Raw genomic sequence first — 21321 nt, 5'->3', positions numbered from 1 at the left:
CTCTTTCATATAATTTTTGTTAGCATTTAATTCCTTTTTATAGCTCAAATGCTCATTCATCTTAAGCTTATTCTCTAAACGGCTAGCAGTCGCAATGCTAGCCGTTTTCTTTTTATTATTGTTTTTAACTTGTACTTTCTAATTCTTGAGGGATTAATATAATTGTAAACCCCTTTTCAAAATATTCTGAACTATCACTAATTAAAGTAAGTAAATATTCATTATCTTTTTTCTCAATAGTATATTTCATAACTACTTCTTCTGATTTATTTCCAGTATAACTAGGTTTATTAAGTGTAAATGTTATTTCTGTTTCTTCTTCATTTAATGTATATTGATAAGCTGTTGTTATTGATAAAATATTAGAAGAAGAAAATATAACGGTGTCATCAGCGAAATCTGCTTCACCTGAATTACCATTACTTTGGACAATATTCCAATTATTTTCTTGTAAATCTTCGATGAAAACAGCATTGATTTACATATTATTGATATGAATGTATCGACCAAAGATGCTATGGGCAAGATGTTTTTTACCATGATGAGTGCATTTGCAGAGCTGGAAGCTAACTTATTAAGTGAGCGTACTAAAAAAGGCTTAGAAGCTGCGAGAGCAAGAGGGAGAAAAGGCGGCCGTCCTTCTTTGCCAGATTATAAGAAAAGAGAAATCAAATTCTTATACGATGAACAAAAACTAACTGGGGAAGAGATTGCTAAACAGACAGATGTTAGTCGTTCAACGGTATACAGAATAATAAAAAATAATTAGTTTAAAAAACTGGTAACGTGAAGAAATAATAAAAAGGGAGGAAATTTATTGGAACTTAGACATATGCAGTATTTTGTAGAAGTCGTAAAGCAAAAAAGTATGACCAAAGCAGCATCTAATCTTTTTATCACACAACCCACAATTAGTAATACAATTAAATTATTAGAAGAAGAATTAGATGTAAATTTATTTAATAGGTATAAAAACCAAATATACTTAACTGACGCAGGAGAAGCTTTCTTTTTCCAATGTAAAGAAATGCTTAAAATGTATGATAATATCCCTAATGAGTTAAGTAATTTATTAGAATTAAAAAAGGGACATTTGAAAATTGGAATCCCTACTATTATTAATATAAGAATATTAATTGGCTTAATTTCGGAATTTCATGAAATGTATCCTAATATAACTTTTCAACTTTTTGAAAATGGTAGTAAAAAAATTGAAAACGATGTATATTATGGCGATTTGGACATGGGAATTACTGTACTTCCTACAAATAATAAAAACTTTGATATATTCTCTTTTTCAGAAGAAAAATTAAAACTGGTCGTTCATAAAAATCATGCATTATCTAAAAAAACAAAGATTGATATTGAAGATTTACAAGAACAAGAATTTATTTTATTCAATTCTGATTTCTATTTAAACGATAAAATCAAAAATACATGTAGAAATTATGGCTTTAATCCTAATATAATTTTTGAAACCACCCAATGGAGCTTCATAGAAGAAATGTTATTAAATAATCTAGGGATATGTATATTACCCGAAGGAATACTAGGCTTATTAGATAATAATTTACAAGCCATCGATATTAATGAACCTTCCATGAAATGGGAACTTGGTATTATTTGGAGAAAAGATATTATAGTTGATTCTTTAACAAAAAATTGGATTAAATTTCTCCAAGAAAACTTCTTAATTAACTATTAAATATAAAAGTATTTGAGAAATTTATAGCTATATAAAAAAAGGATATTTTATATTTATACACTCTCGCTCTATAATTAGAACGTAAAATATTATAGAAACGGGAGTTTTTTATGGAAAATTATAAATTTCCTAGAGATAGTAAAATTGTCAGTACGGATCAAGTATTAATTAATGATTTAAACAATTATAATACACTATTTGGGGGGGTATTAATGAAAAAAATTGATAATAACGCAACGCTATCAGCTAGAAGACATGCAAGAGTTAAAGAATGTGTTACAGCTTCTACAGATTCAGTAGAATTTTTATATCCAATCACCCAATCTGATTCAGTTTGTATAGAATCTTATGTAGTTTATACTGGAGAAAAATCTATGGAAATATTTTGTAAAGTCATTTCAGAAGATATGATTACTGCAGAAAGAAAAATTGCTGCTGTAGCTTTTCTTACTTTTGTAGCTTTGGATGAAAATAAAAAACCAATTAAAATACCCAAAATCTCTCCTCAGTCCAAAGAAGAAAAATTATTATTTATGGATGGCGAAGAAAGAGCTAAAATGCGAAAAATTAAACGATCACAAACTAAAAATATAATTGACTCTCTTGATATCAATAAGCCATGGGAATTGGAGTAGTGATAAAATGATTAATGAAATGGAAGAATTAAACCAAATTAAGTTAGATTTGAAAAAACTAAGAAACGAATTTCCTAGTATGTATGAAAAGTTAGAATATATAGCTAGTTTGACAAGACAATTAAGTATCCATTATAAATATTTAGGAGTACTTATGTTTTCAGATAACCGTGAAAATATTCAAAATGAGAGACCAACTTTAATAAGAGAATCTGTTTTAAAATTATATGAACAAGAAGTTGCAAAAGTTAAAAAAGATACTAATTTTGTGTTTTTTAAAGATATGATATTAAAATTCCAAAATGTGGACTACTCACAAATATTTCTTATCATTTTAGGTGCCGAACCTGGTTTTGTATTTAATAATACAATTATTAAATAATAAATAATAAATTCATTAAGAATGCTTAGACTAACAAATTATAAAAATTCACAAATTATTTGACTAAATGAAACTATATTTTAGCTAATAAAAGAGCCACTCTGATTTAGAGTGACTCTTTTATTAGCTTTTATAACTTAACGAGAATTTTTGCTTGTGATTTATCGTTTACAAGTTGTTTAAATCCTGACTCCACAATATCATCTAACTCAATTTCATCGGTAACGACGTCTTTGACTTTTAAATTACCTTCGTTAATTAAGTCTATTGTTTGTTGAAATGTAGTGGGGGTGTAAGCAATCGTTGAAGTAAGTTTTACACCTGTATTAGTTAATTGCATTGGATTCCATTCAATAGGATGACCGAATATAGAAACTATAACGACAATACCTCTTGCTTTAGTAACATCTATTGCAGATTTAAGTGTTGGCGCTACACCAGCTACCTCAAATGCTACATCAACGCCATTATCAGTGTATTTACTAATAATATCACTTGGGTTTGATTCACCAGAATTTATCGTATGAGTAGCACCTACTGATTTAGCTTTATTAAGTCGTTCTTCCGATAAATCGAAAACAAATATTTTGCTAGCACCAGCTGCTTTGGCTGCTATAGTTGTTAATAAACCGATTGGCCCTGCACCAAAAATAGCAACAGTATCGCCAAATAGAACTTCTCCTTCTTTAATTGCTTGAACTGCAACAGCCGTTGGTTCTACAAGGGCGCCTTCTTTATCAGAAACATTATCTGGTAATTTATAAACATTCTCTTCTGGGGCGTTTGTAAATTCTGCAAATCCACCATCAGAACCTAAGCCTATAAATGAATAACCATCATAAAGATCAATATTTTCTTCTTTTTCACGATTTGAAACTGTAGGATTAATGACAACACGATCGCCTTTATTAAATTTTGTAACCTTAGAACCAATATCATCTACTACACCTGCAAATTCGTGGCCTAATGTAACGGGCGCTTTTTGGCCAAGGAACGGGTCAGGTTTGTCTGTTGAAATAAATATAGGGCCTTCTAAGTATTCATGTAAATCTGTACCACAAATGCCAGCCCAAGACACTTTAACTTTAACCTCATTATCTTGTAACTCTTTAGATTTTCGATCTTCAACTCGTACATCCTTTTGACCATACCAAACTGCTGCTTTCATTGATAAAACCTCCTTGTTTTAGTTAATTTAATAGTATGCCTTTTAAAAGTTACTTTCAAATAAACTAACCTTTTAATATAGTGTTTCTAAATTATTATATGATTAGAGTGTACCCAAAATATTCATATTTTTAAAATTTTTGATTATACAATAATTTCTCAATTGCAGCAAATGCGGCAGTAAATGTAAAAATAACGATATATTGAGACAAATTTTTTGAATGTACCATTCCATTAATTGCTGTTAATAATAGTGTTATTATAGTTAAGATCTCTACATTAAAGTTTAAAAGCCTCATATTATAACTTAAAGTGTTTTTCATAAAAACAGCATGTAGCTTTATTTTCAACCAACATACTCCTATTATACTGAGAATTTCCACGATGAGCATAAACACTATTAATATATAGTATTTATTATAAGTTATATTACTCATTGATTCTCCTTCAATAATGAAAGCAATTGTTACTGGCACACATAATATAAAACTAAAAATCGTTAATATTAAACATAGATAAAATACTATTGATCCAAAAAGATTAAAAAATAGTATTTTCCATTCTAACTGATTAAATCCCTGTTTATATATAGAAACATTCTTTAGTTCTTTACATATATATAACACACTTAAATATGTAATTATTATAGCGATTACGCTGAAAGTAATACTGATAAGTATAGCTTCTAACATTTTCTCCTCCACATTATATAATTTTGCATTCCTATCTACTATGGTGTTATAATGTAATTAACAAATATGATGCTAAGCATGATAAACACCGAGCCCGATAACTACTGTGAATAGTTATCGGGCTCTTTTGGTGTATTGACTATGTCGTCGTTAATTATCTATCACGCTTATTTAGCCAATAAGAAAATAACGTGAGTATAACCCCTACTATTATAGGAGCTATTAAAGATACAAATATGATGCTGAACATGATGTCACCTCCTTCCATGCTAATTACAGCACAGAAGTAAAACGACGACTTTTATATTATACCATCTGTTAATCTACAAGCATATGCACTTCCGATAAGTTGAAATATGTAATATAATTTAATTTTACACTTTGTATTTTTCAAATTTCTGCTTCAAATATTTTATTTGTTTTTCATTCAACTTTTCAAATTTGAAATTTTTCATTCTATTTTTTAATAAATCATATAAATTTTCTTTTTGATTTACCCCAATTATCCCATTACTTTTATCTGATCCATCAACAAAATGATATTTATCATTGTGATAATTAAAGTATATAATACTATTGATAAAATATTCTTTATTTAAAAAAGCGCTTAATTTCTTCATTGTTTTATATATCTGTTTATAAGGATTACCATGGTTACGGTATTCTATTTCCCCATTTTCATTTAATTTCAAAACAAAAGTTTGATGCTCATTTTCATCTTGCTTATAAAAGATGTATCGATTCAATAATTCATGCTTAGTACCTTTTAAACTTTCTTTAGATATATTGTAATATATATCACCTTCCCAATATTTTGTTTCAAATATATAAATACCATAATCGCAAATAACCATATGATCTATTTGTCTAGGTTCTTTTAAATCGTACAAAAAAAGATTATCGAATTTTACAAAATGGTCGATATCAACTTCTTCTTGCAACTGTTCAAAAATTTCTTGTAACTCTTTAGAAGCTTTGATTTCCCCCATGTTTTTATTAGATACAGAGCTTAAACGATAACTTTCTTTCAAGTTTTTATTTTCCCTACACACATCTTCATATTTTTGGCTTAGTTCATTATAACGAGCCGATAAATCTTTATTTTGGTTTTTCTCACTATCAATATTTGAATTTAGCGCTTGTTCTTTTTTCTCCTTCAATTTCATATTATCATTGCTCTTTTTATAAAAATAAATTACTAAGCAAAATAAGATAATAGAACATAATACCAAAACGATAATCATTATACACTACCCCTTAACTATTTATATCAATGACTTTATAGCATCTTTCATCTCTGCTTTTAATTGTTCATCTCTCTTGTATCCATTCAAATTAATATATTCCGCATCTTCTTGTACATACTGCAAGAACTTCTTGAATGTATCCATATAAGTTTTATAACTTTCACATTGTGCTTCTAAAAGTTCAACATCTTCTTTTGGTATGCTTGTCTCTAAAGCCATTTCAAGTGTTTGTTTTTCTTTTTTTAACTGTTCAGTATATTCATCTGTGTTATAGACAACTGTAGGTTTGATACGATTACCTAATGCCGCAAGTCGTGTATAAGCTGTTGGATTTAAATCTCTATCTTCTGCTAATGCTTTTACCTTTTTATATTCTTCTTCAGTCAAATTGATATTGATTGTTTTAGCTTTTCTATGACTTTTATTAGTCATTTTTGACCCCTCCAAAACTAAGTAATCACTCATTCATTCAATAATATAGTTAGTAATTACTCAATGTTTTTATAAAAAATAAACTAAGCAAATACTCATCTATTTTAACAAGTTATTAGCTTAGCAATTACTTAGTTTTATCGTATCATATTTAACTTAGTAATTACTAATTAGTTATGTACTGAAATATTGATTAATTTTGGATGAACATAAGGAATCCTTCGGGGAATCTTTAGGGATTCTAAAGATTCCCTGTTGTGAGATCCCTTGCGCCCCAAAGGATAGAAGAACCACTATTTTCCAAAGAAAATGCCATGTAAAATTTCATGGGTTCCTTTGTGTCCGTTTTTAAATATGATCCATAAATACTGCAATATCAGTATTTAGATCCTTTAAGGATAAGTTTAGAGAACCCCAGCTATGCTGGGTGCCATGGCAATGGCATTGTTCCTCCTTATCCTGTTGTCCGGGATTCCTTTTAGATTCCCTCTAAATTTAACAAACGATTTAAATAATTTACAACCTACAATGAGTAAGTCTTAGTTTGGTATTAATGTAAAAGTTAAATAAACATTCATTAATAAAATGAAATTTATAGAATTAAAAAAGACTTCGATAAAGTGAATTATAAACTCAAAATGGTTCAATTGGTAATATAGTAGTAGGTGGACATATCGTTAATGAAATGAAGATATAGCAAAAGTATGGTTAGGTTACAATCATATTTGTTAAAAGAGGTATAATGAGGAATGTCTAAAAGGGTAAAAAATAAAGCTCCTAACAGCATTAATCAATCTGTTAAGAGCTATTACATCACTAATTAAAGCGTTAATAAACTAAATTAACTTTTTAGGAGGAGTCGCCACTCCTCCTTCAATACATCTATATTATAACATTTTACTACCTTTAAAACCATTACGGTTAACTGAAATAATGAAACGATAAGTTCTATTATCAATATTAGATTCCATGCTAGAATTTTAAAATGGATTAAATCCATCTCCCCATTATCAAGACAAGAAGAAACTCGTTTTCCACTCGTTTCAAAAATCGAAAACCACAACAACGTTATTGCTTTATTTCAATTGCTTTATTGGTTGGAACCAACAAGGCTATTTTGTGTTGTTGAGTTGGTACTTTCTTGGGATTAATCGTAATTCAAGTCCCACCAACTCGCTAATAAATTAGCTAACACAAAGCCCATTCCAACAATAAATTCTAGCGTAAAAGAAAATAACCAATCTGCTAAATTCGTTATTTGTAGTGAGAACTCAAAAAAATATTATAATGAAATTATTCGGTTAGATAATAAATATTTTAATATATTAAATATGAATGATGATAATATAACTACCCATCCTGAAGTTTCTCAAAATACTGTTCCTGAGCAATTAATGTTAATAAATATTTTACTAACAGATTTTAGTTTTTAATATAAAATATTACTATATGAAGCATCTCATATTAGTTTTTGGGATGCTTTTTGTATTTTTAACATTCGTTCGTTATTATAACAAAATTTAATTTTGAAACAATTAAGAGACTCCTTTTTCAATAAGGAGTCTCTTTTTAACACGACTTATAATAGCCATGAATTATGTTAAATAATGTCTATTCATTACATTTAAAAATGTTCTATTCATTTATTTCAAAGTGAGTATTCCATCGTTCATATGATAAATTTTATCACAATAAGCAGTTAGCCTTTCGTCATGAGTGACTATAATACAAGTTTTATTTCTATTTTTAGTCTGTTCTTGTAATATTTTCATAACTTCCATAGCATTGTCAGTATCAAGTGAAGCAGTAGGCTCATCCGCCAATATTATAGAAGGATTTGTATAGAGAGCTTTTGCGATAGCAACTCTTTGTTTTTGTCCACCAGATATTTCACTTGGTAATTTACGCTCTAAGTCATTTAATCCCAACTGGGTCATCATATTTTTGTAATCTTCATCAGTTAAAATATCTTTCTTTTGTTTTTTTAATAATTTAAACTGCTGTTTAACGCTTAAAAAAGGAACTAAATTTGTTGCTTGTAAAATAAAACCAATTTTTTCCATTCTAGTATGTGCTAATTGTTTTTGCTTCATTCTAGTTACAGGTTTGTTGTTAATAAGCACTTCTCCTGAACTAGGTGTTTGTAAAGCCCCAGCTATAGTTAGAAAAGTACTTTTACCAGACCCTGAAGGACCAACAATGGCAATAAGTTCATTTTTATGAAATTTTAAATTTGTCGGTTTCACAGCTTCAATAGTTTGATTACCATCTTTAAAAAATTTAGTTACATCTTTAAATTCTAGCATTTATTATACTCCAATCTATCCTATGGCTTTTAATGGATCAATTTTTCTAATTGTTAATATAGAAAACAAGCTCCCTATGAGTGAAATTAAAATAAGCACAATTCCAAATACAATCAGTGTTAAGAAATTAAACATCACTGGTACTGCATTAGGTAAAAAGATACTTGTAATTAGTGTTAAACCTAAACCAATTAATGTTCCAATGAGTGATAGGATAAAAGTTTGTGCTAATACTACTTTTGCTAAATACCTATTAGTGAAACCTTGTGCTTTAAGCACTCCAAATAAATTTGTTTTTTGAAGTGTGATTACATATAAAAATATGCCAATTACAGTAGCAGATATAACAAATAAGAATGTGATCATAAAGTTTAATGTCAGATTTTGAGCTTGATAACCTGGTAAGTTTTCTACGAATTTATCAATATTTATTACCTCTAATTCATCATCTAGATTTTTATTAGCCCAATTACTATCTTTGACGACTATAGCATTTGTCTTATCGTTTGTAAGAGTAGGATTAATTTTTTCTATTGTTTTGTTATTAGAAAATAAGACAGGAGAGGCGTTGTATTTAGCACTTTCACTAAAACCTACTATTTTCAATTTTTCATCTGATTGGGATAAAGTTAATTGATCACCAACATGAAACCCTTTATCTTTCAATGTAACATCTGCCACTACTTCATTATTGTTTTTAAAATTACTTCCTTCAATAATATTAGGTACTAAAAAGGAATCAGCTGTAACTCCAAATAGTAAGACATTTTCTTCTTGCTTACTATTAGAAGCAATTACACCTGTTTGTTTAAGTGTAGTCTGTTCTTCATATTTATCAAATAATTTATTTTTATCAAAGATAGATTGCTCAACTGTTTGGTTTGCATCTTTGTTGAGAATAATTGCATCTGATTCCCATTTGTCTATGCCTTCTTTATTCATATTTATAAGACCATTTGCCAAACCAGAAAGTAAAAAAAGTAAATAACTAATCATAATCAGTACACCAATAATTAAGCTGAATTTCAATTTATTTCTTTTGATTTCATTCCAAGCTAAAAACATGTATACCTCCTGTAAATTTAATTTTTCTTAATGGTATTATTGTACATCTAATTGCGCACTAATCAAATATATCAAAATTTCATTTTTACTTTTAAAATAAAATTATATTAATCTGATTGAAAACCATATATTAAATTATATGTTTTTTGAAATTATGTGTAAATTTTGCTCCATCCAATTTCTTACTCATAAGTAAAACCTAAAAATAATAGAATTTCAGTTTGCCTATACCTTTTTTATATGATTAAAATTAATGAAGAAGGTAATAGACATATATAAACTCTTATAGGATGAGAGTGATGAATTATGAAAATCGTTCATTAGTGAAACAGGTATTATATAAAAAAAGCGTACGAATTTGTACGCTTTTTCTTGTGTTATTATTAAAATCTCATAACAGGCAAATATTATGAGATTTCAGACGCTGTCAGAACGTCTCTTTTACAATGACATTTACATATTGGAAAATAAATGTCATTTCACCTAGCTTATTTATCCCTTCAACAAACCAAAAAATAAAATACCATAAAACTTTTCAATTACAATTAGTTACCAAATAAACGACTCACCCCCCCTTTTTTAGGGATCTGTTCTCCTCTATCAACAGTCTTACACTCTATTTCTTCAATTGGTTTATTATCTTTTTCTGATACTTCTTCATTTGTACTGTCATCCTTTTTCACTTCAGCTATATCTTCATGTCGTACTTCTGTTAGCCGTTCATTTTCTTGATTAATATCTGGCAAATGTTGCTTCTTGCGAATTAACGTTTTGTATATCACTAACAGTTGTATCAAAGGAATAATTAAGCTGTCATTCTTCCTCTATTAGTTATGGTTGGTCTTTTCGTTGGTATCATTTCACGTATAGTCGGAGCAGGAGGCACTTTTATTATTATTCCTATATTGCTAGTTTTATTCAAATTACCAATGAATGCGGTGGTTGTTAATGGTATAGTAATTGCTTTTATATCTTCAATTGGCACCTTTATCATTAAATTTATACAAGGTTATATTCCTTTAGAAGAAACGTTATTTTTAATAATAGGGAGTATTATCTTCGCTTCGTTAGGTTTAAAATTAGGTAAAAAAGTCCCTAGTTTTGTACAAAAATGGATCATCAGTATTTTAAATATTATTGCAATTATTCAAATTGCTTTATAAATAAGAAAGAGAAGAAAAGAAAACGATTGTTAGAAATCCTATAATACTCTTTATATTATTTTATCCTCCTATATAGATCCTAATTTTGCATTCCTACCAATTATAGTGCTATAATGCAATTAACAAAGATTATCAGGCATGTATGCACCAAATCCCCTTACTATGGCCGTAGTAAGGGGATTTTTTGGTGTGACTAGTCGCCTATTCGTCATTACGCTTGCGTAGCCAATGCGCAAATATCGCAACGAGACAACCACTTGCTGCTGTGGTCATGATGTTCACAAAGATTTCAGACATCGCGTATGCACCTCCTCTCTACGTCAAATTGACGCCTGAGAGATAGGCGACTCTATTATTATATCATTTGTAAATACATAAGCATATGCACTTCCGATAAGTTAAATTATGTTGAACAATTTATCCTATCAATTTTTTTTCTTCCAAGTGTTACCATCTTCATCTTTTAATTCTTTACCTTTTACTTTAAACTTCACAGTACTGTCATCACCTTCTAATTTCAATGAAAAGTTGTCCTTTTCCACTTTCTCAATTTCACCTTTCATTGTTAATCCCATATAAGTTATCTCAGCATTACTATCTTCTATTTCCATTGTAACCTTTTCTCCATCATCTTCTTTATACACCCATTCACCTTGTGCCTTATCTTCTGCATTTCCACAAGCAGTTAGTAACAAACTAACGCTAAGAACTAAAACTAGTATTAACCCTTTTTTCAAAATAATCTCCCCCTTTTAAAATTTAAAAATATACACATAAACAATATTATTTTATTTTTATATATATTGCAACGTTATTTTGTGTTAAGTTAATATTAATAACTTTTTAATTACATAATTTGTAAAAGGGGATTGTTCATATGGAAAAATTAAAAACATTTCTGAAAAAATTTAAATGGTATTTAATAGGCGGCACCGTTCTATTACTTGGCATTATTTTAGTAATTACCTTATTTGTTAAAAATCATAAAATAAATGTAGAAGATGATGTACAAGTCTCTTTCCATGGTTATGAAAAATCTGGCACTGCTGAGATTACAGATAAATCTTATGATAAAGTAATGAATAAACTTTACATACGTGCATTAAAGCAATCTAATTTTAAAAATAAAGAAATTATAAGAATGATAGAGAACAATGAGGATGAAGATATAGAAGAAGAAAATCTAAATTATGATGAACTTCAGCAAATGAGACATGCTTCTAAAATCATGGATAATGTCAATTTTAATATTTACAATAATGAAAATTTATCAAATGGAGATAAAGTTAAAGTACAATTAAAACTCGAAAAAGGGACATCTAAAGAATTTAAATTAAAAGCAAAAGAGTTTACAAAAGAATTTAAAGTGCATGGTTTAAAGAAACCTAAAGAATTATCTGCAAAAGATTTGATTGAAGGTTTCAATCCTAAATTTACCGGCGTGAATGGTTCTGGATCACTTAATTTAATAACTAAAGACGCTCCTAAAAACTTGTCTAATTTATCTCTCTCAAATTATGAATTTACAGTTCCTAATAATGGTAATTTGAAAAATGGTGATAGTATCAAATTGACTATTCCGCAAGATTTAATAGATGATATAAATAATAATGATTCAAGCTCATTTAAAGGTAAGAAAACTTATACAATAGAAGCTAATGACCTGCCCGAACTAAATAAACTTGAAAATATTTCTGAGACGCTTGATAGAAATAATAAACTTATTAAAGATGAATATAATAGTAGTAAATACACTAAATATAAGACTGAAAACATAGATAATTACTATAAAGTTGATTATGATGTATCAAGTGATGATTACTTTGATGATGACAAAGAAGAGGGTGAAAAGGTTTCACCTGCTTCTAAAATTGAACCAACAAAAATTACATTGATTACAGCAGTGAAAGTGACTAGAACGAGTGAATATAATGATCCTGATGTATATTATAATTATAAAGGATATAAAAATTATAATTTAGAAAACAATAGACTTGTTAAAGATGACATAACAGAAGAAGTATCTACATACAGTGACGAAGATTCGATGAATGATTTGCATGATGAACTTACATCAGATGATTATAAAAAATTATAACTTTTATTCATTTGCAATATTAGTAACATATTACAATAGTAACCAAAAATCTTACTATAAATTATTTAAAGTTTAAAGAATTCAATAAAAATGAAAAACAATAGTAGCTCTGTATACTTAGATTTATTCTTTAGCGTATCCATTTCCGATAATTTGAAATATATTAAATAAAAGTACTTTGTTTTTATATGAATTACAGAGCAGTAAAACACTATAAACAACACAGTAATTAATATCCTATTCTTCATAAGATACCTAGGATTTCACTCCAATTTAATTTATAATAATTTGTATATTATACAAAGCAATTCATTACTTTTTATATTGTAATACTTAAAATAGGAGGTTTTCATTTTGGAAAATAAACAAAATAATGCTAATGGGAAAAAATTCTCTTCTGTTTTTACCTATAGTATTATTATTACCGCAATCGTCGTATTGTTAGGTGCAATATTTCCAAATCAGTTTAATGAAATAGGGACAAATATTACTGGTTGGATTACTGAATACTTTGGTTGGTATTATATGGTTATTGTTGCGTTAATGATATTCTTCTGTGTCTTCTTGATATTTAGTCCAATCGGAAAATTAAAATTGGGTAAACCAGAAGATAAACCCGAATTTAATACAATTTCATGGTTTGCGATGTTATTTAGTGCTGGTATGGGAATTGGTTTAGTGTTCTGGGGAGCAGCTGAACCAATCAGCCACTTTGTATCTCCACCATCTGGTGATCCTCAATCAGCAACTGCCTATAAAGAAGCTTTAAGAGGGGCATTTATGCAATGGGGTTTCCATGCATGGGCAGTATATGGTGTTGTAGCGTTAGCGTTAGCTTACTTCCAATTTAGAAAAAATGAACCTGCATTAATTTCAAAAACATTACGTCCAATTTTCGGAAATAAAGTTGATGGCCCCTTAGGGACAATCATTGATGTTGTTTCTGTCTTTGCCACAATTGGCGGGGTAGCAGTATCATTAGGTTTAGGCGCTATGCAAATCGCAGGTGGTCTAAACTACCTATTTGATGTTCCAAATACTATCATGACTCAAGGTATAATTATACTTATTGTTACCATATTATTTTTAACAAGTGCATGGTCAGGTTTAAGCCGTGGTATCCAATATTTGAGTAACGCTAATATTGGTTTAGCCGGCATAATCTTATTGTTTGTTTTTATTGTAGGACCAACTGTTCTTATTTTAAATATGTTAACAAGTTCAACAGGTGAGTATTTAAACACGCTCTTATTTAACATGTTTGATACAGCACCATTAGATCCACAAAAAAATGAATGGATGAAATCATGGACGTTCTTCCAATTAGCTTGGTGGATTAGTTGGAGTCCGTTTGTGGGTATATTCATTGCACGTGTATCTAAAGGACGCTCAATTAGAGAATTCGTATCTGGAGTTCTGTTAGCACCAGTACTTGTAAGTTTAGTTTGGTTTGCAGCATTTGGTGTTCTAGGTATCGAAACTGCGAAAAAAACACCTAAAATATTTGATATGCCTCCAGAAACTGCATTATTTGGTGTGTTTAATGAGGTGCCATTAGGCTTTGTGTTATCCATTGTAACGTTGCTATTAATAGCAACATTCTTTATTACGTCAGCCGATTCAGCTACATTCGTATTAGGAATGCAAACAACATTTGGTTCATTAAACCCATCCGTAATAGTTAAAGTCATCTGGGGAATTGCACAAGCATTGATTGCATTTATTTTACTATTCTCAGGTGGAGATAATGGATTAAATGCGCTACAAAATATGGCAATCATGACTGCCTTACCATTCTCTATCATCGTGCTTTGTATGATGGTTAGTTTCTATAAAGATGCCAACCAAGAACGTAAGTTTTTAGGTTTAACATTATCACCTAACAAGCACAGACTCAAAGAATATATAAACTCACAATCTGAAGACTTTGAAAGTGAAATGATAAACAGAAGGAAAAATATTAAAAACGATTGATTCACAATAATCTTATATGCTAAATTTGAATTATCAGAAGTTTTCACAATTAATTCTTTCGGGGCTGAAACACATATGTGTTTCAGCCCCAATTATTATTTAGAAAAATATTAAAACTAGATCAATAAAAAAATACTAGTATTTTTTGGTTCTAACTATTTTTGATAACGTTTACACAAAAGATTTATAATGCTTTTTAAGTTGATAATTATTAGGGAGAACTAGAGACACTTGTACCTTCACTCAAGGAAACAAGTGTCTTTTTTTTGTAGAAAGGGATAGTGTTATTATGAATGTTTATGTAGCTGAATTTTTAGGAACAGCAATACTCGTATTATTAGGAGGAGGCGTCTGTGCAAATGTTAATTTGAAACGTAATTTAGGGCATGGCGCTGACTGGATTGTAATTGCTGTAGGATGGGGACTAGGTGTCTCTTTAGGTGCATATGCTGTTGGCAATATTTCAGACGCTCACTTAAATCCAGTAGTTACCCTAGCATTTGCTATGAATCATTCATTAAGTTGGTCTATGGTGCCAGGTTATATAATTGCTCAAATGTTGGGAAGTATAGTCGGTGCGATACTTGTTTGGCTTGCCTATTTACCACATTGGAAAGCAACTAAAGAACCAGAAGTCAAACTTGGTGTGTTTTCTACAGCACCATCTATCCCCAACTATTTTGCTAATTTCATCACAGAAATTATTGGTACAGGTATTTTAACTTTAGGACTGTTATTTATCGGTATGAACAATATCGCAGATGGTTTAAACCCATTAATTGTTGGAGCTTTAAATGATCAATAATTTTTCTCGGTATAAATGCATGTTCTATTTTTTATTTTTATCTTGATAATCATATTTTTCTCCCATCTCATCAAAATCATCATCTTTATAGAAAAATAAAAAGTAAGCAATAACTCCAATCGGAATACCAAAAAATGGTGTAGTAAAAGTACTAAATATTACACACATAAAAATTAACCAAAACAAATCTTCTAAAGACCATTTTTATTTAATAAATCATTCACAATTTGTTTAATAGTCATAAAAAATAAAACACTCCTTCAAAGATTGAAAAAAATAATTAACAAACAAAACATTAATTACAAAATTAAAATATTACTTTGTTCATTTTAAAAATATTCTCAATAACAAGACAAGAAGAAACTCGTTTTCAACTCATTTCTAAAAATCGCAAAAAAGAGAGTGAACCCTAATTCTCACTCTCTTTTTGAACCACTTAACAAACCAAAAATAATAATTAAAATAAAAGTTCCAATTGCAAAAAGAATAGCTGAAATTAAATATTTTAAAAATTTACTCAAAGATTCCCCTCCTTTATTAATCAAATTACCAAATTAAATTGCTTTATTCCAATTGCTTTATTGACGTTGAGCCTCGGAACCCTTAACAATCCCAAAACTTGTCGAATGGTCGGCTTAATAGCTCACGCTATGCCGACATTCGTCTGCAAGTTTAGTTAAGGGTTCTTCTCAACATCAATAAATTTTCTCGGCATAAATGCGTCATAAAACTAATAGAAAACTTGCATTATTGTCATAATCAAAGTTAATAAACAAGCTAATAACATAATATTATGAGCTTTGGTTGTGTTCTGATTGCCATTTCTATATTCTTTCATAACAAATAACCAAGAAAGAATTACTAAAATTCCTAAAATAATTGCAAAAATTTTCATTTTTAAAACTCCTTTTTAGCAAACTTTATCACAATAGTTATCGCTTTACAGGTCTATTTTTCATCGTTATAATCTATTTAATTCCCGTAAGGGCGCACTTATGCGTTCTAAAAGAACGCGTGTAAAAACCATAATCGACCTTCGTCGATTTTTTTAATCTTAGTTTTAAGTAATCGGTGTTGCAGCACAGATATAAAAATTAATACTGCATTATTAGTAATCGGCGTTGTGGCGCAGATACAAAAATTAATACTACATCAAAATTTAACTAAGATTTAAGCTACTAGTTTTTTCCTAGTAGCTTTTTTATTTTTAAAATTTTAAATACCTTTATTTTGAATTTTAAGGGGGCATTTTAAAGATTTAGGGGTAATTCATATAGTTTTATGCCTAAAAACTTATATAAGCTCTTAAAACGCAAATATGAGCCAAATAAATATATGCTATTTCCAAAAGCAAAAATTTGAGAAAATCCAGTGTCCATTTTTTAAGACACTGCCCATTTACATGCCGGTCGAACGCTATAGTTCCCGCAGGGGCAAAAATACATAAAAAAACGCTAGCTTTTAAGCTAACGTTTCAAATCTTTTAAGTAATAATTTTGTTTTTCAAAATGCCAAATTGCCGTAATTGAATGTTTTCTCTTTGATTACTTTAAAGCCATTTGAACTACTCATTAAAGATATTGTATTTAGGCATGTTTTGACGGCGCATATTGAGCGCATGTATTTCTTCAAGTTCAGCTTTAATGGATTGCATTAAATAACCTTGCATAGCTTCAACGGTTTCGTTCTTTTGTAGCAGCATGGCTTTAAAACGTTTTAAGACACTGACAAGTTCAAATTCAACATCTTCTAAACGATAATATGTATTAAATGTGTTATTAAAAGACTTTTTCCCTTTGAGTAAAACACTTTTAATAATACGAATTTCTCTGATTTCAAAATTACTTAAATAATCTCTGGTTTGTTGTGGTAATTCTTCAAGGACTTGGAATTTTAAGGCCTCATTATTAAATTTATTTTGTTGATAATTTGTATGATTCGAATGAGTATTTATTAAATTATTGTTAGATGTATCATTCAAATCATTCGTATCATTATTCTCAGTCTCTATATAATCAGTATTATTAAATTCAGTATCATTTGCGTATGATTTTGATATGTCTTGATGTATTAAATTGATATTTCCTGACGTATTATTATCATAATTCTGGACGTATGATTTTGATACGTCCGTGTCATTACGAGATTCTACATCATTTTCCTGTTGTGATATGTAGTATATATCAGCTTCTGTTACTTCAGGTTTTTTAATATATAACTTATTTGGTTTATTCAAACCTACTCTTATTTGATTAAATAAATCAGCTTGAGTTAATTCCTTTTTAATTTTAGATAATTTATTGGGGCTACTGATATTTAGAATAGATTTAAGTTTTTCATTGGTATAAATAAAAAATATATCTCCATTTTCGTCTATCCAATTATTTCTTATAGATAAGTCTAAGCGATCTCTTAGTATTGACCAAGTTATTTTAGCATCATTAGACAAATTAGTGTATTTAGGATTAGTAAAAAATACTTTAGGTAATTGATAGAATTTCTCTTTTTGGATTTCTTTAATATTAAAGTTTGACATAGAAAAACCTCTTTCATATTTAAGTTTTAAAAAGAGGTAATAAAAAAGTTATAATTATGTTTATATGTATTCGACTTGCACTAATAATTCTTAGTATATATAATAAGAATATAACAACTATATAAACAAACAAAGCACTTGTTTTATTACCGAAGAGACCTGACTATTCCCGTAGTCGGGTCTCTTTACATATATTTATATTAACACTTTTCAAAGGTTTGTTAAATTGTTTATATACATTTGATCGTATTCATTTTAAAAACAAGGTACCCGTATATAAACAAGTTATAAAAAGGTTTATCGTATAACTGGATATAAACCCTTTGATATCAAGTATAACAGGTATATAAACCTATAAGAATATTGTTATATACTTATACGTATATCTATACATATAAAAATATTTAGATTTCTATAGAATACTGTATTTACAAGTATAATAGGTATATAATGGTATAAATGTTATATATATAGATATATGGAGGCATTATATGAAGAGTATGAAGCAAATCGCTGATGAATTAAGCGTAACAAAAATGACTGTTTACAATAATGCAAAAAAAGCAAATGTGAACTTTCAGAAGATTGATAATGTAAACTATTTATCAGGTGAAGATGAAGCTATAGTAATAAATAGAATTAAAAAAAATCAAAGTAAAAATGATTACTTTGATAATGAAAAAAAAGAAGAAACTAAACCCGATAATGATAATCTTGTAAAAGATGAGACGATTAAACATTTATATAATCAATTAGATATATATAAAGAACAGTCAAATAGAGATAAAGAACAGATAAATACACTGAATAGACTTTTAGAAAACCAACAAGTATTAGCTTTAGAAAGTAATAAAAAGATTCAAAAATTAGAGAATCAATTAGAGGAAGAAAGACAGCTTAATTATTCTTTTGATACATCTTCTAATGATAGACAAAACGTTAATGCGCAAGAAGCAACATTTACCGAAGAATCTAAAGATAATAATCAACAACAAGAGGAAAATCAAACGACAGATAAAGATATAGATCCTAAAGTTATATTTGAAGAGAATAGGAATGAAGATATAAATCAATCAACTAATGCGAAGGAAAATGAACGAGTTGAAAAACAAGATCCTAATACTAATGATGAGGTCGAACGACCATCTAAAAAGGGATTTTGGAGTCGCTTGTTTGGTAACTAATTCTATTAAAAAGACACAAGAAGTTTATAAACTTCTTGTGTCTTTTTATGTGGATTGAACTTCTGATAATCATCGATTATGTTAATTACTGTCAGATAGTAGTTGAATAAACTTCAGGAGATATACATAACTATATATAATGGAGATATTATTTTTAGTTATATTTAGCATATTTAAATAATGTTAATTTATCTGATAAAATAGCCTCACCATACTTTTCAAACCCTAAAGATTCATAGAAGTGGTGATTTCTATAATTTTTATGAGGAGTATAAACGGTCCATTTATTTTTATTAGTAAATTTTTCGAAAATCATTTTCATAGTTAATTTACCAATTCCATTATTCTGTTCATTTTGAGAAATGAAAATTTTATATAAATGTTGACTATTATGTTTTTCTTTAATTTCAAATGCGCCAACTATATTTTCTTCTGAAAAAATCGTGAAGTGTTGATTTGTGGTTATATCGTGTTGTAAGTCTTCCAAAGTTTCACAATATGGACTCGTTTCATAATCCTTATACTCTAAAAAGTCGTTTTTAAAACATTGCTTTTGCAAGTCTAAGATAAAATCAGCATTCTTTAAAATAGTTTTTTTAAAATAAATAGCCATATTTTATACACTCTCCATTCGTTTATCATATATTTTATAAAGTATCAGTATAGCAGTAATACTTAACAATGTAAGGATTATAAAAATTAAATAAATATTTAAGTATTGACTAATCATTAAAGTTAATGAAGCAATCAAAGAAGAGCTCTGTGTTGCCAGTGATCCTAAAGCTGAGTATGAACCATTTTTATATAGGTCCATAATATCTACTTGTGCTACCTGATAAGAAGGCGCGAATATCAATTCTCCTAAAGAAGTAATTACAATAAGTAGTATCATAAAATGGATACTATTAGTTGTTAACATAAAGATATATGAAAGCGAGTATAAACTTGTACCCACAAGTAGAATATACTTTACTTTATAACGTTCATTAGTGAAACAGGTATTATATTAAAAAAGCGTACGAATTTGTACGCTTTTTTCTTGTGTTATTATTAAAATCTCATAACAGGCAAATATTATGAGATTTTAGACGCTGTCAGAACGTCTCTTTTACATCGAGTGACATTGAATCAAAGTCTTTGTATGTTAATGATATATAAAATTATTTAGTAGATTCATTATAGTAAGCTAGATTAGTTGCTCTACTTGTTTTTATTCTCTTTTGCCTCTAATTTATTGAGATAACGATAAATAGTTGTACGTGAAACTTGCCACTGCTCTGCAATTGTTTTAATTGGTGTACCATTATCATAAAGTGTCTTAAGTAAGTTTAAATCTTGTTTATTTAATTTTTCAGGTCTACCTCCATATCGGCCTCTAGCACGTGCTGCAATTCGACCGGCTGAAGATCGCTCTAAAATTAAATTACGTTCAAACTCTGCAAATGCTGCGAATAAATGAAATAATAATTGTCCTGTAGAACTTGATTTATCCATCGTTATATTTTCTTCTAAACTATGAAAACTCACACCTCGTTCGTTAAGTTCATTAACTAATGTGATTAAATCCTCCATGTTCCGTCCTAGTCTATCTAATCTCCAAACAACAATCGTATCTCCTGACCTCGCAAATTCAATTGCTTTATCTAAACCAGGTCGCTTACTTTTTGAACCACTCATATGGTCATTAAATATCTTTTCACAACCATATATATTTAATCGATCCTCCTGTAAATTCAAATTTTGCAAACCAGTTGAAACTCTTGCATAACCTATTTTCAAAATACAAACCTCCTATGTACATTTTCATTGTACCATAACTTAATTATAACCCTATTTATGAACATAGATTTTCTGTTGGGTTATTGAACACTAAAATATGTATACTAGCTATATATCTAGATATAAAAAGAGAGTGTACAGAAAATGGTTA

Annotated in this window: 21 protein-coding genes and 5 pseudogenes; 9 read left to right on the top strand and 17 right to left on the bottom strand. The window is 28.7% G+C overall.

From position 1 onward, the window contains the following. Positions 1-124 precede the first annotated feature (124 nt). The gene (locus tag KA873_RS13665; protein WP_011867727.1) at positions 125-250 is read right to left on the bottom strand and encodes a hypothetical protein; all 126 of its coding nucleotides are present in this window, start codon (positions 248-250) and stop codon (positions 125-127) included. 207 nt (positions 251-457) lie between these two features. On the opposite strand from KA873_RS13665, the pseudogene KA873_RS00145 reads away from it, so the two are divergent. The 4 genes and pseudogenes from KA873_RS00145 to KA873_RS00130 all read left to right on the top strand — a co-directional run. After that, positions 458-769: pseudogene (locus KA873_RS00145) on the top strand (recombinase family protein); the annotation flags it as partial. A 48-nt stretch (positions 770-817) separates the two neighbouring features. Next, positions 818-1705, top strand: a complete 888-nt coding sequence (gene cidR / locus KA873_RS00140) for a cidABC operon transcriptional activator CidR (RefSeq protein WP_070039664.1) — start codon at positions 818-820, stop codon at positions 1703-1705. Positions 1706-1815: 110 nt separating this feature from the next. Next, entirely contained in the window at positions 1816-2340 is a 525-nt protein-coding gene (locus tag KA873_RS00135) for an acyl-CoA thioesterase (RefSeq protein ID WP_011867724.1), read from the top strand. A gap of 7 nt (positions 2341-2347) precedes the next feature. After that, positions 2348-2722, top strand: coding sequence for a hypothetical protein (locus tag KA873_RS00130; RefSeq protein WP_011867723.1), 375 nt, complete (start codon positions 2348-2350; stop codon positions 2720-2722). Between the two features lie 130 nt (positions 2723-2852). Here the strand turns inward: KA873_RS00130 and KA873_RS00125 are convergent, their stop codons facing one another. The 8 genes from KA873_RS00125 to KA873_RS00090 all read right to left on the bottom strand — a co-directional run bounded on the left by KA873_RS00125 (position 2853) and on the right by KA873_RS00090 (position 10413). Then, positions 2853-3890, bottom strand: coding sequence for a 2,3-butanediol dehydrogenase (locus KA873_RS00125; protein WP_064209987.1), 1038 nt, complete (start codon positions 3888-3890; stop codon positions 2853-2855). A 130-nt stretch (positions 3891-4020) separates the two neighbouring features. After that, positions 4021-4581 carry a hypothetical protein gene (locus tag KA873_RS00120; protein ID WP_064209986.1) on the bottom strand — a complete coding sequence of 187 codons (561 nt, stop codon included), beginning with the start codon at positions 4579-4581 and terminating at the stop codon, positions 4021-4023. 154 nt (positions 4582-4735) lie between these two features. Continuing rightward, positions 4736-4831, bottom strand: coding sequence for a type I toxin-antitoxin system Fst family toxin (locus tag KA873_RS00115; protein WP_107365925.1), 96 nt, complete (start codon positions 4829-4831; stop codon positions 4736-4738). Positions 4832-4955: 124 nt separating this feature from the next. Then, the gene (locus KA873_RS00110; protein WP_011867720.1) at positions 4956-5747 is read right to left on the bottom strand and encodes a nuclease-related domain-containing protein; all 792 of its coding nucleotides are present in this window, start codon (positions 5745-5747) and stop codon (positions 4956-4958) included. Positions 5748-5846: 99 nt separating this feature from the next. Next, complete coding sequence (locus KA873_RS00105) at positions 5847-6260, bottom strand: plasmid mobilization protein (RefSeq protein ID WP_070657352.1); 414 nt, start codon at positions 6258-6260, stop codon at positions 5847-5849. Positions 6261-7903: 1643 nt separating this feature from the next. Continuing rightward, entirely contained in the window at positions 7904-8566 is a 663-nt protein-coding gene (locus tag KA873_RS00100; RefSeq protein WP_011867771.1) for an ABC transporter ATP-binding protein, read from the bottom strand. A gap of 15 nt (positions 8567-8581) precedes the next feature. Continuing rightward, positions 8582-9631: an ABC transporter permease gene (locus KA873_RS00095; protein ID WP_011867770.1), complete on the bottom strand. Its 1050-nt coding sequence runs from the start codon at positions 9629-9631 to the stop codon at positions 8582-8584. A 545-nt stretch (positions 9632-10176) separates the two neighbouring features. Then, positions 10177-10413, bottom strand: coding sequence for a hypothetical protein (locus KA873_RS00090; RefSeq protein ID WP_011867769.1), 237 nt, complete (start codon positions 10411-10413; stop codon positions 10177-10179). A 42-nt stretch (positions 10414-10455) separates the two neighbouring features. Here KA873_RS00090 and KA873_RS00085 point away from each other — a divergent pair. After that, positions 10456-10794, top strand: a pseudogene (locus tag KA873_RS00085) (TSUP family transporter); the annotation flags it as partial. Between the two features lie 201 nt (positions 10795-10995). Here KA873_RS00085 and KA873_RS00080 read toward each other — a convergent pair. Beyond that, the gene (locus KA873_RS00080; RefSeq protein WP_107523648.1) at positions 10996-11091 is read right to left on the bottom strand and encodes a type I toxin-antitoxin system Fst family toxin; all 96 of its coding nucleotides are present in this window, start codon (positions 11089-11091) and stop codon (positions 10996-10998) included. Between the two features lie 128 nt (positions 11092-11219). Further along, on the bottom strand, positions 11220-11531 hold the full coding sequence (locus KA873_RS00075; protein WP_011867767.1) for a hypothetical protein: 312 nt from the start codon (positions 11529-11531) through the stop codon (positions 11220-11222). Between the two features lie 140 nt (positions 11532-11671). Here KA873_RS00075 and KA873_RS00070 point away from each other — a divergent pair, with 140 nt between their 5' ends. The 3 genes and pseudogenes from KA873_RS00070 to KA873_RS00060 all read left to right on the top strand — a co-directional run. Then, entirely contained in the window at positions 11672-12892 is a 1221-nt protein-coding gene (locus KA873_RS00070) for a hypothetical protein (RefSeq protein WP_210140099.1), read from the top strand. A gap of 351 nt (positions 12893-13243) precedes the next feature. After that, positions 13244-14866, top strand: coding sequence for a BCCT family transporter (locus tag KA873_RS00065; protein ID WP_233433264.1), 1623 nt, complete (start codon positions 13244-13246; stop codon positions 14864-14866). A 289-nt stretch (positions 14867-15155) separates the two neighbouring features. Further along, positions 15156-15659, top strand: a pseudogene (locus KA873_RS00060) (MIP/aquaporin family protein); the annotation flags it as partial. 36 nt (positions 15660-15695) lie between these two features. Here the strand turns inward: KA873_RS00060 and KA873_RS00055 are convergent. From KA873_RS00055 to KA873_RS00045, 3 genes and pseudogenes are all read right to left on the bottom strand, one after another. Next, positions 15696-15913: pseudogene (locus KA873_RS00055) on the bottom strand (VraH family peptide resistance protein). 488 nt (positions 15914-16401) lie between these two features. Then, positions 16402-16566: a hypothetical protein gene (locus KA873_RS00050; RefSeq protein ID WP_011867761.1), complete on the bottom strand. Its 165-nt coding sequence runs from the start codon at positions 16564-16566 to the stop codon at positions 16402-16404. Positions 16567-17235: 669 nt separating this feature from the next. Next, positions 17236-18207 (bottom strand): replication initiator protein A, encoded by a 972-nt coding sequence (locus KA873_RS00045; protein ID WP_011867760.1) that lies wholly within the window; start codon positions 18205-18207, stop codon positions 17236-17238. 491 nt (positions 18208-18698) lie between these two features. Here KA873_RS00045 and KA873_RS00040 point away from each other — a divergent pair, with 491 nt between their 5' ends. After that, positions 18699-19391 (top strand): DUF536 domain-containing protein, encoded by a 693-nt coding sequence (locus tag KA873_RS00040; RefSeq protein WP_011867759.1) that lies wholly within the window; start codon positions 18699-18701, stop codon positions 19389-19391. 154 nt (positions 19392-19545) lie between these two features. On the opposite strand, the gene KA873_RS00035 is transcribed toward KA873_RS00040, so the two are convergent. From KA873_RS00035 to KA873_RS00025, 3 genes and pseudogenes are all read right to left on the bottom strand, one after another. Continuing rightward, a complete protein-coding gene (locus tag KA873_RS00035; protein ID WP_081325146.1) occupies positions 19546-20004 on the bottom strand; it encodes a GNAT family N-acetyltransferase in 459 nt (152 codons plus the stop codon). 3 nt (positions 20005-20007) lie between these two features. After that, positions 20008-20364 (bottom strand): annotated as a pseudogene (locus tag KA873_RS13730) (hypothetical protein); the annotation flags it as partial. A gap of 227 nt (positions 20365-20591) precedes the next feature. Then, a complete protein-coding gene (locus KA873_RS00025; RefSeq protein WP_011867739.1) occupies positions 20592-21170 on the bottom strand; it encodes a recombinase family protein in 579 nt (192 codons plus the stop codon). Positions 21171-21321: the final 151 nt, after the last annotated feature.

The sequence above is a fragment of the Staphylococcus sp. GDY8P45P genome, assembly GCF_017892745.1.
In the GTDB taxonomy this organism is placed as follows: domain Bacteria; phylum Bacillota; class Bacilli; order Staphylococcales; family Staphylococcaceae; genus Staphylococcus; species Staphylococcus cohnii.
The sequence above is the reverse complement of the archived record's forward strand: the minus strand, read 5'-3'. Positions and strand labels throughout refer to the sequence as shown.